A 13660-nucleotide genomic window follows, 5' to 3' on the forward strand; every position below is an offset into this window, starting at 1 on the left:
GTCATTGTTCGTATCTGTTTTTTGAAGGGAGAAGACGGAATACGAGTTTCCCCTTATGCTCGTGGGCTTGGAGATGTTTATAAGAGCCAGGTGTAAAAACTGAACCGCCGCGTCGAGGCTTTCCTGCCCCTGAACTAGCGGTCGTTCTACTTCGCTGCTTTTTGCTCTTTGGTGAAGATGTCCGGCCCATAGCCCTTGCCGCGGCGCGCACCATCAATGTGGTTACGCAGTAGCGATGCAGCCTTCAGCATGTCCTGCCCCTGAATTGCATCCAGTACGGCCAAGTGCTCTTCCGCTTGGACCTTACGAGGTTCGCGAGCACGTGCCTGACGGTATTCCACCAGGCGGCGCAGCTGGTTCGTTCTGCGAACCGACTGATAAATGAAGCGATTACCAGACCATTTGGCCAACGCTTCATGGAATTGGCTATTCGACTCGAACAGCTCAATTTCCGTCATGGTCAAGTATCCACCGTCAAAGATGAACTGCTGTTGCCTGCGAATCGAGGCGATTTCCGCTTTCGGCGCCGAGAAAGTGTTCGCCAACAGGCCTGTCGGCTCTACTGCGGCCCGGAAAACATAACTTTCCTCATAGGCGTCCGGTGAGTCGATGAGAGACTGGAAGTGCCAACCATGCCCAACCAGCTTCTCGACCCACCCTTCCTGCTGGATTCGGGAAAGTACCTTGCGCAACACGCTGCGTGAAGTATCGTACTGGCGCATGAGGTCCGCTTCGCTGACTTCATCATCCAGGCGCTTGGCTAGGCGGTCCTCAGCGATACGGAGATAGAGTGGGTCATCGGGCTCGGCAGAGAACTGCTTCGCCACACCGTCAAGCTCCAAGGCATCCTTACTGAGGAAATATCCTCGGTTCAGGTCGTGCAGAAGAACCCCCTGCTTGGCGAGGTGCTTCAGAGCCACATTGACCGGCGACCGCGAAGTCCCGATTTGCTCAGCCAACATGCTTTCCGCCAAGTGCTCGCCAGCCCGCATGTTCTCACGCCTGGCGTACGCGACTATTTCGCGCGCGACTCTGCTCTGCAACGGGGTGAGTTCAACTTGGGCTTCGGCCACGAGGTTTCCTTTTCTATATATAGGCGTTTGCATTTGCGTTATATGCAGTGCAATCGTTCACGCACGTGATTTTACCCAATCACGTGCCAGATATGTGCTTCAGCATCCCCAGTTGTTGTCTATTGGGAATAGTTATTTACAGCTGGGATGACAAATCCGAGAAATGTTGGGAAATCATCGTAAATCGACAAAATCCACGCCTTCGAGTGGAAAATTAAATTGTTTTTTGTGAGCAGTTAATGCTATCGTATGCTTGCGATGTGAGAAAACATCTTTTCGAATTCGACGACGGAGCCGCAAGCCATGACCATCAAGACCCCTTCCCAAGCAGCACTGCTGAAGCCTGAAGACCTGAAGACTTACGAGCGTGGTGGTGGTGCCCGCACGACCCCTCTGGTCGGCCCCTCATTGGGCTGCAACGCCTTCATCACCGGCTACACCTCGTTCGGTGGCGGCGCCGAAATCGCATTCCATAGCCACAACTGTGAAGAAAGCGTTGTCTTGATGGAAGGTGAAGCCATCATGGATATCGACGGGCTGGAGTTCCAACTGAAACCGCACGATGTGACCTTTATTCCTCCCAACGTGTCGCATCGTTTCCGCAACCTGTCGAAGACCAATCCCATGAAAATCATGTGGATTTATGCGCGTACCGACGCCACACGCACTCTGACCGAAACCGGCGCGACCGCCCCAGTCTCCGCCGAACACGTCGTCAAGTAAGCCACACAGCCCAATTCGGGGCATTCGCCCCAACCCGTGCCTTTAGCCACGCATGACCGCAGCCGGCGGTTGTGTGGGGCCTTTTTATTCCCTTGATATCAGCCCGGGCAGCGCCTTATGTAGGCGCGCCATCTAAAGAAGAGGCTGATTCGCCAATTTTCTGCATTAAGACATTTAGGAGCGGTTATGTCCCACCTTGTTAAGGCCGATGAGCTCACAAAATTTGGTACGTCGGTTCTGCTGGCTACCGGCGTACCTCAGGCAGATGCGCATCTGCTGGCCGATAGCCTGGTCACGGCCGAACTGTGGGGGCATTCCTCTCACGGCATGCTGCGTCTGCCTTGGTATGTCGAGCGCCTGCGCAGTGGTGCCATGGAAGCGGTCACCAAGAGTGAAATCGTGCAAGACAACGGCGCCATCGTCGTTGTGGATGGTCATCACGGCATCGGCCAAACGCTGACCATGGAAGCGGTCCACCTCGGAATCGAACGTGCACGTAACCATGGCATCAGCGCAGTCGCCGTTCGCAACTCCAATCACTTCGGCACAGCTGCCTACTTCACCCGCGAAACGGCCAAAGCTGGCTGCGTAGCCTTCTTGGCGACCAACGCCAGCCCTGCCATGGCACCTTGGGGTGGTAAGCAAAAGGCTATTGGCACCAACCCCTGGTCGATTGCAGCCCCCGCCGGCAGCAAGGGCGTCGCAGTGATGGATATCGCCAATACTGCAGTCGCACGCGGCAAGATTTACCTGGCAGCTGAACGCGGCCAAGACATTCCGCCTCTGTGGGCCGCTGATGAAAACGGTGTCCCGACGACGGACGCCCAGAAGGCGATTCATGGCCTGATTCTGCCTATGGCCGGCCACAAGGGTTACGTCATCTCCTTCATGATGGATGTTCTAGCAGGCGTGCTCACCGGCAGCAACTTCGGTAGCACCGTCGCTGGTCCGTATGACCCGACCCGTCGCAGCGGCTGTGGCCACCTGCTCATCACCATCGATGTGAAGTCGATGATGTCCGAGGGCGAATTCGCCGAGCGCATGGAAGCCCTCATCAACGAAATCAAAGACATCCCGAAGGCCGACGGTACCGACGAGATTTTCTTCCCTGGCGAACTGGAAGACAGCAACACCCGTCGCCTGGCCGAAGCAGGCATCACCATCGCCGATAACACTTGGCAGAGCTTGCACAAGCTGTCCACCGAGACCGGTGTGGCCCTGCCCACATATTTCAATCCCGCCTAAGACTGGAGCACAGCATGATTGCATTGGTAGTACGACTGGAAGTCCACGCAGAACGTCTGGACCAATTCCTGGCCGCCATCAAGGAAAACGCCGCCCGAACCTTCAACGATGAGCCTGGCTGCCATTACTTCGACGTGACCCAGGACACCAAGAACCCGCTGAACTTCATCTTCTACGAACTGTATGAAGATGAGGCCGCCATCGAAGCTCACCGCGCGGCGCCGCATTTCGCCAAGTGGCGTGAAGCTGCTGACCAATGCGTGGTCAAGGGCAGCCAGGTGAACACCATCACCAAGCGTCTGTTCCATCACTCCTGAGAACATCTGGCACAAAGGATTCAAGAATGAGCAATCAAATCAAGACCATCAACCCCGCTACCGGCGAAGTTCTGGCGACCTACGAGGGTTGGAACAAGGACCAAATTGAGCAGGCCGTTGTGGCTGGCCATGCCGCCGCCGCCGCATGGGGCCAACGCCCCCAGCAAGAACGCGTCGAGGCAATTCGTCGCTTGGCCCAGCAACTGCGCGCCGATAAGGACAGCATGGCTGCCCTGATTACCGCCGAAATGGGTAAGCCTCTGGCTGAAGCAGCCGGTGAACTTGAGAAGTCTGCGGTCACTGCGCTGTACTACGCTGACAATGCCGAACGCATCCTGGGCGACCAGCCTGCCGCCATCGAAGGCGTCGAAGCTTGGGTCAGCTACGAATCCATCGGCCTTGTGCTGGCTGTCATGCCTTGGAATTTCCCAGTGTGGCAGGTCATGCGCTTCGCCATCCCCTCGCTGACGGCGGGTAACGGCGTGCTACTGAAGCACTCCCCGAACGTCACCGGCAGCGCTTTGGCTCTGCAAAAGCTGGTGGAGAAGGCAGGTATTCCAGCCGGTCTGCTGACGACGCTGGTGGTACCCGAAGCCGACGTGCCCGCCACCATCGAATCGCTGATTGCTGATGACCGCATCGCCGCCGTCACGCTGACTGGCTCGAACCGGGCCGGCGCCGCTGTCGGTGCAGCAGCTGGTCGTGTCTCAAAGAAGTCCGTTCTCGAATTGGGTGGCTCCGACGCCTTCATCGTGCTGGAGGACGCTGATGTTGCTTTGGCTGCTGCTACTGCTGTGAAGGCTCGCTACAACAACGGTGGTCAAAGCTGCGTCTGCGCCAAGCGCTTTATCGTCTCCAAGGCTGTGGCCGAGTCCTTCACCGAGCTCTTCGTCAATGGCGTCCGCGAGCTGGTAGTTGGTGACCCGACCGACCCGAAGACCCAAGTTGGCCCGCTGGCTCGTGACGACCTGCGCGCGGCACTGCAAGGCCAGGTAGACCGTTCCATCGCCGCCGGCGCGACCCTGCTGGCCGGTGGTAAGGCTGGTGCTGGCAACGGCTACTTCTACGAGCCAACCGTTCTGGGCGGTACTGGCCCTGGCATGGCTGCGTTTGATGAAGAAACCTTCGGCCCCGTGGCTGCAATCGCCATCGCCGAGAACGACGATGACGTAATCCGCCTGGCCAACGCTACTCAATTCGGCCTTTCGGTCAGCATCTGGAGCGCCTCGAAAGACCGCGCCGTGAAGCTGGCAAAGCGCATCACGTCTGGCGCCGTGTTCATCAACGCGATGACCGCCTCTGACGCCCGCGTCCCGTTCGGCGGTACGAAGAAGTCCGGCTACGGCCGTGAACTGGCAGATGCAGGTATCCGCGAGTTCACCAACATTCGTACCTACTGGAACAAGCCGCTGGCCTAAGAAGCTCCAAGTAGCCAGAAAAAAAGAGGGGGAATTCTAGCGAACTTCCCCTCTTTCACATGGCGCGGGCCGACTAGCGCCCCCGTTTGAATTACCGCGTCTTGAAGACAATTGAGACCGGGCTCCCAGTCTCGACGACCTCATCGGTTGGCACAAGCTGTCCGGACTCCTGATTGATAGCGAACTGCACAATAGTATCGGTTCGCTCGTTCGCGACGTACAAATGACGCCCTTGCGGGTCCAACGAGATGAACCTCGGGAAGTCGCCATCTGTCGAGACCCACTCGCTTTTACCTGGCATGCCGTTCTTTGGGTCAAGTTGCACCACACAAACGGAGTTGTGGCCACGGTTGGAGACATAGACCGCGTTCGCCGACGGATGAATTGCGATGCCGGCGGCACTACTATCTGGGCGCATGGCCTCGGGCACCGTGGGTACCGTGTCCAGCGGCTTCAGCTCCCCTGAGTCCGCGTCGAACAACCAGACGGTCATGGTGCAGTTCAGCTCGTTGGCTATATAAATCAGCGGGAGTGAGGGATGGAACGCTGAGTGCCGCGGGCCAGAACCTGCCAACCAGCGATACGGAAGAATCGTTGGATTGTTCCTGTCCTGCCAGTTCACAGCGAAGACCGTATCCAGGCCCTTGTCGGGAACGATGTGCCAGTTGGAGGTGATGCTAGACGTGACATACCGCGGAATATGGTGGGGGTGCGAGCTGCCCTGCTCCTTTGGAATCGGCCCAGGTGTGCCCGGCAAGGTATCTGACTTCACCGCCGCGCCCAAAGAACCGTCCCCAAGCACCGGGAGTTTGGCAAGGTTACCGGTAGCATAGTTGGCAATCAGCAGATGCGTGCCATCCACCGAAAACTCCAGATGCACAGGATTCTTTCCCAGGCACGACTGAGTATTCAGGTGCGTCAACCTGCCACTGACCGCGTCGATTTTGAAGCTGCTCACATCGCCGCCGTCTCCATGAACCGTGTAAAGCACCGTCTGGTCGGCGTTCAAAGCCAGAAAGGACGGGTTATCCAACGTGGACAGAGTCTCTACCAACGTCCATTTATCTCCATCTACCAAGTAGACACCAATCCCTTTACCGCGCGCATTTCGCTCACGGGTCGTTCGGCAGCCTGTATAGGCAAACATTCGAGTCATTCTTGAAATATCTCCATCTTCAGGTTGATTCGTTATCGCTTCGCCACCGCACTAGAACGCCCCCCCTCAAGAGCTACGTGTGTGGTGCCGGCGATGCATCGCTGCAGCAAAATTTGACTTTGCTTGCGCATTCATTTTTATGCATTATATAATCATAAAACGCAATCAGGGCTCTCCCAATTGGGAAAGTCGGAAAGCCGCCACAGCCAAGCCTCTCTCGGGGCGAACGCTGTATGGCAGCTAGCAATGGATGGTTTGGGGATTTGCCGTCAAGACAGAGATGCCAGTCTCAAAGTGCCAGTGCAGGTAGCCTGCTTATTCATCTACGAATAGGTTGCGAATTTATGCGACACGCCAAGAATGTCGCTTTTTTAATATTCATTAGTGCATTTTGTGTTCACTTAATGCTTTCATGAAGATGGAGCACCATCTTCCCAAGGAGACCTCATGTCGTATCGCCGTGGCTGGATAGCCGTATTCCTGTTCTCCCTCGCCATGATTAACTACATGGACCGAGTTGCCCTATCGATTGCGGCTGCGCCTATCGCCAAGGAATTTGGTCTGTCGACGGTTAGCATGGGCTACCTCTTCTCGTCCTTCATATGGAGCTACGCGCTGTTCCTGCTTCCGATGGGCATGCTATTGGACCGTTTCGGCCCTAAGCGCATTGCTGGTTGGGGCATCTTCATTTGGTCCGCAGCGACAGCACTGACTGGAGCAGCTGGTAGCTTCGCTAGCTTGCTCACAGCTCGCCTGGTCATGGGTGGTGGTGAATCCTGCAGCAATCCGGTTGGCGCCAAGGTTATTCGTCAGTGGATTCCTGCTAGCGAACGCGGTGTAGTTACGGCACTGTTCAACAGTGGCTCCTACGCTGGCCCAGCAATCTGCTCCGTACTGCTGGCATACCTGGTGACCGCGTATGGCTGGCGCCTCTCCTTCGTCATTGCCGGCGCTATTGGCTTTGTCTGGTTGGCCGTCTGGCTCATGTTCTTCAATACTCCTGAAAAAGCCAAATGGCTGAGCGAAGAGGAGCGCGAGAAGATTATCCGTGAGCGTGAAACCAAGCCGGCCACAGCTTCGGCCACCAACAGTCAGGAAGCCCAAGGCCTGCTGGCCCTAATGAAGACCCGCACTCTCTGGGGCCTGGCACTGACCCAAGGCTGTAACGTCTACACCCAGTACCTCTTCCTTACCTGGCTTCCCAGCTACCTGCTGCAGACCCGCCACCTGTCGATTGGCAAGACTGGCATGTTCGCAGCCGTTCCGTATGCTGTTTCGGTTGTGCTTTGCATCCTCGCCGGCCGTCTGAGCGACATGTACGTGAAACGCGGTGGAGTCGCGACCGGTCGTCGTCGCAATGCTGTTGCGCTCGCCATGCTGGTGGGCTCTGTGATTCTGGCGGTCCCTTTTACGACCGACCTGACCCTGCTGCTGATTGTCTTCTCCGTCACCCTGACTGGCATTGCATCGACCACCTCGCTCAACTTTGCGCTCCTGAATGACCTGTTGCCAAGCGCGAAAGACGTTGGCAAAGCAATGGCATTCGTTGTGGTTGGAGGCAATGTCTTCGGGATGGTGGCACCAATCGCTACGGGGTATGTGATTGCTGCGACCGGCAGTTATGACTGGGCATTCGGCATTGCAGGCATCTTGTTGGTCTTGGGTGCATGCATTACGGTGACGATGACGCGCCGTCCGATGGTGGCCAAATAAATCAGTCGGAAATACACATTCGGGGGAAGCAATTGCTTCCCCCGAATGCTTTTGAAGTCTGAAATTGCAAAATTATTATGGCCCTATATGGGCCGCGGGAGGGGTCGATGCGTTGGTTCAATAACTTGAGGATTTCCAAGAAGCTGCTTTTGACCTTCTCGGTTGTCATCATGCTGGTGTTCGCGCTGGGCTCTTTGGCCCTCATTCAAATAGCGAAGGTCAACGCAGCGTCTGGCGAAATCGCAAGTAACTGGCTCCCCAAGGTTCGAAATCTCTCCCAAATCAAGGTCGCCCTGGTGAGGCTGCGCGGTAGTGAAGCTCAGCACATTCTGCTCACGGATGCCGCCAAGATGGCCGGCAACAAAAAGAGCGCTGACCAACAAGAGACCATCATCGATGCAGAGCTCAAGAAGTATGGCGAGACATTGGTCTCTGAACCGGAACGCCAAGCATTCGCCAATGTGAAAAGTGAGTATGCGCGGTTCATGACAGAACATCGAAAGGTCATCACGATGTCCCTTGCGGGCGATAAAGCAGGCGCACTCGAAGTCAGTTTCGCCATGGCGCCGGTCTACCAGAAGACGATTGATGCACTTGAGCGCGCTGTAGCCATCAATGACCAAGGAGCCCTGGACTCCAGCGACACGGCCGATGCCACCTTCAGCGCAGCAAAAATGGGCATCACGACTCTCCTCGCTGCATGCGTCGTCTGCGCGGCAGCCCTTTCCCTCTGGATTGCACGCCTGATTTCGCAGCCGCTGTCCCATGCCGTCACGATGGCGGAACGCATCGCTCAGGGTGACCTTACCGAGTCGGTACAGTCCCGCGTCCAAGAAACGACCAAGGACGAGATTGGGCAACTCATGCTTGCTATGCGCGGAATGATGCGCAGCCTTCGGGACATCGTCAGTGACGTCCGCGATGGAACCAGTACCATCAACACTGGTGCCACCGAAATCGCCACAGGCAACTTCGACCTTTCCTCACGCACGGAGCACCAGGCCAGCTCCCTGGAGGAAACTGCGTCGGCGATGGAGCAACTCACGTCGACCGTCAAACAGAATGCCGATAACGCTCGGCAGGCCGATTCCCTTTCTAGCGCGGCATCGGATATCGCCAATCGCGGTGGCAATGCTGTCAGCATGGTGGTGGAGACAATGAATGGCATCCATGCGTCCTCTCGTCAGATAGCGGACATCATCAGCGTTATCGATGGCATCGCGTTCCAAACCAACATCCTGGCGTTGAATGCTGCAGTAGAAGCAGCCAGGGCCGGCGAGCAAGGCCGAGGCTTTGCTGTAGTGGCCTCGGAAGTTCGTACCCTGGCTCAGCGTAGTGCCGCCGCTGCGAAGGACATCAAGGAGTTAATCGATAGCTCTGTGGCCCAGGTGGCGAGCGGCAGGAACTTGGTGGAGGACGCGGGCAAAACTATCAACGAAGTGGTGACGGCGGTCGCTCAGGTTCGAACCATCGTCTCCGAAATCGCTACATCGAGCCGCGAACAAACGGACGGCATCGAACAAGTCAATCTGGCAATCGCCCAGATTGACCAGGTCACCCAGCAGAATGCTGCGCTCGTCGAAGAAGCGGCGGCTGCAGCCCAATCACTGAAAGAACAGGCAAATCGCTTAAGCCAGACAGTATCTATCTTCAGAAACTGACACCCTCCAAATCGTCTCCGGCAACGTATCAGAGACGGCTGAGACAAAGGGCAGCTCGTGAACACAAACCGCCTGCACCAGCTATGGCTAGCCATCAGGCTAGTCCTGGTCGTTTCCATATTGTTTGTCGTCGGTCATCTTCAACTGGAGGGACCAAAACTCGAATCAATTAAGGCCAGTGCAATTCTTGCTGATTGCTATGAGGCATTTGGAGCAATCATCGGCGTGCTCGCCGTGGGCTTTATAGCTTTCGAGGTTCCAGAGAGGCAGCTCCTGCATGGCCCGAAATCTCGGCAGCGAATGGTGATTGCGTTGGGCATCCTGCTGACGGTGGTCATCACTAGCCGGTATGTCCACAGCTCAGGGTTGCTTTACCTGCTGCGTGTTCTCACAGGACTGTTTGAAGGCGCCTGCTTCTTGGGAGGCGTTGTGCGCCTCCTTCATGTGAAATGAATGAGTGCCCAAGCTCAACTCTCTGCTCCACATCACACGTAACAATTGAATCGAAGTATATTGTTAAGCTTGCGATTTTGTTACGCATTTCCGCTGCGGCTCGAAGATTTTATTCGTGATTTATTGCTGCCTCAGGCGGGAATGTCGGAGATAAATACATTCGGGGGAATGATGCATATTTCAAAGTTGACGCTCGTCAACTATCGGAATTTCAAGAACGCGACTTTGCTATTTAACAAGGGCGTCAATACCATCATCGGCGAGAACGGGGCCGGAAAGACCAATGTCTTCCGTGCCATTCGTCTGCTACTCGATGACACGATGGTACGTGCAGCCAGAGGTTTGGACGACACAGATTTTCATCGCGGCATCGGGAGATGGCAGGGCCATTGGATAATTATCAGCGCGGAGCTACAAGAGATAAGCCTCGATGAAGAAATCCAAGCATTGTTTGCGCATGGAACGGGGGTGCTTGATGCCGGCGAGGTTCAAACGGCGACGTACAACCTGATATTCCGACCAAATAAAAATATCCGTCAACGGCTTGCGGCGCTTCAGGCAGGAGATATTGCTGGCATGAATGGCATTCTCAGTCAGCTCTCGGTGGAAGACTATGAGTCAGGATTTACAGGACGTAGCACGGTCAACTTTGCTGACACCGAGGTGTATCGGCGCATTGTTGGAGACTTCGATAACGCACTTTTCCCACAGGAGGGCGACTCCGCGGAAATTGGGTCAAGGATTCCAACGTATCTTTCTGTGACAAAAGAGGTTTCGTTGACTTTCATTCAGGCGCTGCGAGACGTTGTGTCTGAGTTTCACAGCAATCGAACGAATCCACTTCTTTCCCTTTTAAAGAGGATGAGCGGAGAAATCAATCAGAATCTATTGGGCCCCATCGTTGGCCAAGTTCAAGCATTGAACCAGTCAATTGAAGGGCTTGAAGATGTGAAGAAGTTGCGGAGTCACATCAGCGAAACAATCTATGGTGCAGCAGGACAGACGTATTCCCCGACATCGCTCTCCATAAAATCTGAGCTCCCCCAGGAAGCAGATAAATTATTCCAATCGCTGAAACTATTCGTGGGCGAGGCTAATGATGGACACGAAGGAGCAATAAACGAGCTCAGTCTCGGCGGCGCAAATTTGATTTTTCTTACTCTTAAGTTACTAGAGTTTAAGTATCGTAACAGCCGGCCTGCGATTGCGAATTTTCTCCTTATCGAAGAGCCGGAAGCCCACCTGCATACACACGTTCAGAAAACACTGTTCGAGAAAATTGGTAATAGTGGAGCTCAAATCATCTACTCCACACACTCCACTCACATCTCAGAGGTCAGTAATGTCAGTAACGTCAATGTTTTAGGACGTAACGGGCCCACTTGTGAGGCGTTCCATCCCGCCGCAGGATTGACTCCAGAAGCAGTCGGAGGACTCCAGCGATACTTGGATGCAGTACGTAGCAATCTGCTCTTTGCTAAAAGCGTTCTACTTGTTGAGGGAGACGCGGAGGCGATACTTCTTCCGCTTCTCATAAAGAAGACGCTTGGGGTGAGCCTCGATGAGCTGGGCATCAGTCTGGTCAATATCGGGAGTACGGGCTTCAGCAATATTTATGTTCTGTTCAATGACCTCAGAGTTCGCCGTCGTTGCAGCATTATCACGGACCAGGATTTGGCATACGGGCCTACCGATATTCAAGTCGGTGACAGCGCAGATACACAAGAATGGAAAAGAAAGATGGTGCGTTCGGCGTCGTCTAGCGGAATCAGAAAAATAATACTTGACGCTGAGGCGGCAAACAATCGCTGGGTTAAGCCTTTCTATGCAACACATACATTCGAAATTGAATTCGCTGCCGTAAATCACCAATTTATGTTGGATTCTATCGATGATGTTTATTCACAGGAGGCGGCAAAAAACGAGGCAAGACAAGATTTTCTTTCTGGTCAGCGTGAACGCTATGGACGACGTGTATTGAAGATGGCCAACTACAAAGGAAAAGGATGGTTTGCCATTATTTTGGGAAAGCGGGTCACAGGATGGGCCAGAACTCCGGCGTACGTTCTTCAGGCGGTCGCTTTCGCTCACGGCAATTTCTCACGTGAACTCGTGTACCGCATTCTGCATCATCGATTGGTACACTATTTGGGACAAGACGGTCAGCTGCCGGCGGGTTTGCAAGGCTACTGGTCACGTGTTCTTTCCTATCGAAACGGGGAAATAGATTTCGATACCATTCGAAATGAGACCTTCGCTGCAATTCAGGGCGACCAGGTGTGCGACCTGTTCCAGGCAATCCAATGAGCTTTTCCTGGACGGTTGCAGAGCTAAACCAAGAACAGTCAGATGCAGTTCTCGACGAGGGCAACGTATTCTTGGTTGCCTGCCCAGGGAGCGGGAAAACTCGTACGCTCACTTACAAGATTGCGTTTGAGCTATCTAGGCTCCAAAGTACGAAAAAATTCGTGGTCGCTTTCACTTACACGAATCGGGCCGCCGACGAAATTCACGAGCGTATTGAGAGTCTAGGAATTGATACCACTCAGTTGTGGATAGGCACGATTCATTCGTTCTGTCTTGAATGGATACTAAAACCTTACGGGATATATGACCCGCGATTGGCCAATGGATTTCGTATCATCGATGGCCATGAACAGGAAAAGTTGCTTGAAGGTTTATGTCGGGTACAAGGGGTTTCATTTTGGGATTGTGGCTACTACGTTACTGAAGATGGCTACCATCTCAGTTGCGAAGACCGGGGGAAGCATCGTGGTCTTCATGCCGTCTACGCACGCTATTTCCAACATCTGACTGATAATCGAATTCTCGATTTTGAGTTGATACTGCAGTACGCCTGGCAGCTACTACAAAATAGACCTGAGATTTCGAGAATCTTGTCCAATCTGTTTCCACTCGTATTGGTAGATGAATTTCAAGACACGAAGAAGATTCAGTATTCGATGCTCAGTTCCATCCTTCGTGCCGGCGCTGGACGCACAAGGATATTCATTGTCGGTGACCCCAATCAAGCTATCTACGGTTCTCTGGGAGGCTTCGCGATGTCCGTCCAAGATTTCCGAATACTTTGTGGACTTCCCATAACAGAGCGACAGCTGTCTGGAAACTACCGCTCTTCCGCACGAATCATTCAATACTTCTCACACTACAACGTCTTCCCAACGCACATTCACGCGGCATCTCGGGATAGTACGTTTCCCAGTGCAGTTACCTATAACAGCACCGTGCTGAAGGATGAGTTGGTTGCGGAAGTGGGGCGGCTCATTCGGAGTGCTTTAGCTGCAGGTACTCATCAAAATGAGATTTGTGTGCTGGCACCATGGTGGATTCACCTTGCGACGATGACACGCAGGTTGATTGGTTTGCTGCCAGACTGCGACTTCGATGGGCCGGGTACAGTTCCGTTTAGTCGAGACCAAGAGAATTTCTGGTACTCCCTTTCCAGGATTGCATTAACAGAGGCTTCACCAGCACAATATAAAAGACGCATGCGTTGGGCCGCCGAGACAATTCGCGACTTGGAAGGTGAAGGCGTAAATGTCAGCAGAATCACACCTAAAGTGTTATTGAGAGAGTCGAACGGAATCCAGCTATCTGAGCGAAATGGTCTTTTGTACCTGGAACAATATTTTTCAGAGCTCATGACACGCCTTGGGATAGATTGGCGAGCGTTTTCGTTGCTCTCTGCAAATCACCAGGCATTCTTTTCTAGTTCGACTGAGCGTTTAGCCAAGGTTGAGAAAGAAGGTCTCGATTTCAGTGATATTGATTCATTCAAAAAAGTATTCCGTCCACGGAGTGGCATCAGTGTTTCCACTATTCACGGTGTTAAAGGTGCCGAGTTTGATGTGGTGATTGCATACGGATTGCTACAAGGGAT

11 protein-coding genes are annotated in these 13660 nt (G+C 54.1%); 9 read left to right on the plus strand and 2 right to left on the minus strand.

Features of this window, described 5'->3' with window-relative positions:
• Positions 1-146 precede the first annotated feature (146 nt).
• The gene (locus AKL28_RS21840; RefSeq protein WP_231602600.1) at positions 147-1073 is read right to left on the minus strand and encodes a GntR family transcriptional regulator; all 927 of its coding nucleotides are present in this window, start codon (positions 1071-1073) and stop codon (positions 147-149) included.
• A gap of 303 nt (positions 1074-1376) precedes the next feature.
• Between AKL28_RS21840 and AKL28_RS21845 the strand changes: the two genes are divergently transcribed.
• The 4 genes from AKL28_RS21845 to AKL28_RS21860 all read left to right on the plus strand — a co-directional run bounded on the left by AKL28_RS21845 (position 1377) and on the right by AKL28_RS21860 (position 4776).
• On the plus strand, positions 1377-1796 hold the full coding sequence (locus AKL28_RS21845; RefSeq protein WP_050470429.1) for a cupin domain-containing protein: 420 nt from the start codon (positions 1377-1379) through the stop codon (positions 1794-1796).
• A gap of 186 nt (positions 1797-1982) precedes the next feature.
• Positions 1983-3041: an Ldh family oxidoreductase gene (locus AKL28_RS21850; protein WP_050470430.1), complete on the plus strand. Its 1059-nt coding sequence runs from the start codon at positions 1983-1985 to the stop codon at positions 3039-3041.
• Between the two features lie 14 nt (positions 3042-3055).
• Entirely contained in the window at positions 3056-3358 is a 303-nt protein-coding gene (locus AKL28_RS21855) for a putative quinol monooxygenase (RefSeq protein WP_050470431.1), read from the plus strand.
• A gap of 26 nt (positions 3359-3384) precedes the next feature.
• On the plus strand, positions 3385-4776 hold the full coding sequence (locus tag AKL28_RS21860) for an aldehyde dehydrogenase family protein (protein WP_050470432.1): 1392 nt from the start codon (positions 3385-3387) through the stop codon (positions 4774-4776).
• 91 nt (positions 4777-4867) lie between these two features.
• Here AKL28_RS21860 and AKL28_RS21865 read toward each other — a convergent pair whose 3' ends face one another.
• Entirely contained in the window at positions 4868-5923 is a 1056-nt protein-coding gene (locus AKL28_RS21865) for a lactonase family protein (protein WP_061286645.1), read from the minus strand.
• A 456-nt stretch (positions 5924-6379) separates the two neighbouring features.
• Between AKL28_RS21865 and AKL28_RS21870 the strand changes: the two genes are divergently transcribed.
• From AKL28_RS21870 to AKL28_RS21890, 5 genes are all read left to right on the plus strand, one after another.
• Positions 6380-7645, plus strand: a complete 1266-nt coding sequence (locus AKL28_RS21870) for an MFS transporter (RefSeq protein WP_050470434.1) — start codon at positions 6380-6382, stop codon at positions 7643-7645.
• 107 nt (positions 7646-7752) lie between these two features.
• On the plus strand, positions 7753-9306 hold the full coding sequence (locus AKL28_RS25330; RefSeq protein ID WP_050470438.1) for a methyl-accepting chemotaxis protein: 1554 nt from the start codon (positions 7753-7755) through the stop codon (positions 9304-9306).
• A 57-nt stretch (positions 9307-9363) separates the two neighbouring features.
• Positions 9364-9759: a hypothetical protein gene (locus AKL28_RS21880; protein WP_050470435.1), complete on the plus strand. Its 396-nt coding sequence runs from the start codon at positions 9364-9366 to the stop codon at positions 9757-9759.
• 60 nt (positions 9760-9819) lie between these two features.
• The gene (locus AKL28_RS21885; protein WP_231602602.1) at positions 9820-12066 is read left to right on the plus strand and encodes an ATP-dependent nuclease; all 2247 of its coding nucleotides are present in this window, start codon (positions 9820-9822) and stop codon (positions 12064-12066) included.
• Positions 12063-13660 (plus strand): UvrD-helicase domain-containing protein (locus AKL28_RS21890; RefSeq protein WP_050470436.1); only part of this gene is annotated, 1598 nt, incomplete at its 3' end. The genes AKL28_RS21885 and AKL28_RS21890, both read left to right, overlap by 4 nt.

The sequence above is a fragment of the Herbaspirillum chlorophenolicum genome, from assembly GCF_001189955.1.
GTDB lineage: Bacteria > Pseudomonadota > Gammaproteobacteria > Burkholderiales > Burkholderiaceae_D > Herbaspirillum > Herbaspirillum chlorophenolicum.

What these genes read in the sequence shown, in the direction of transcription:
- AKL28_RS21865 (WP_061286645.1), bottom strand. Translation starts at nt 5,923, where the DNA reads ATGTTTGCCTATACAGGCTGCCGAACGACCCGTGAGCGAAATGCGCGC.
- AKL28_RS21860 (WP_050470432.1), top strand. Translation starts at nt 3,385, where the DNA reads ATGAGCAATCAAATCAAGACCATCAACCCCGCTACCGGCGAAGTTCTG.
- AKL28_RS21855 (WP_050470431.1), top strand. Translation starts at nt 3,056, where the DNA reads ATGATTGCATTGGTAGTACGACTGGAAGTCCACGCAGAACGTCTGGAC.
- AKL28_RS21845 (WP_050470429.1), top strand. Translation starts at nt 1,377, where the DNA reads ATGACCATCAAGACCCCTTCCCAAGCAGCACTGCTGAAGCCTGAAGAC.
- AKL28_RS21870 (WP_050470434.1), top strand. Translation starts at nt 6,380, where the DNA reads ATGTCGTATCGCCGTGGCTGGATAGCCGTATTCCTGTTCTCCCTCGCC.
- AKL28_RS21850 (WP_050470430.1), top strand. Translation starts at nt 1,983, where the DNA reads ATGTCCCACCTTGTTAAGGCCGATGAGCTCACAAAATTTGGTACGTCG.
- AKL28_RS25330 (WP_050470438.1), top strand. Translation starts at nt 7,753, where the DNA reads ATGCGTTGGTTCAATAACTTGAGGATTTCCAAGAAGCTGCTTTTGACC.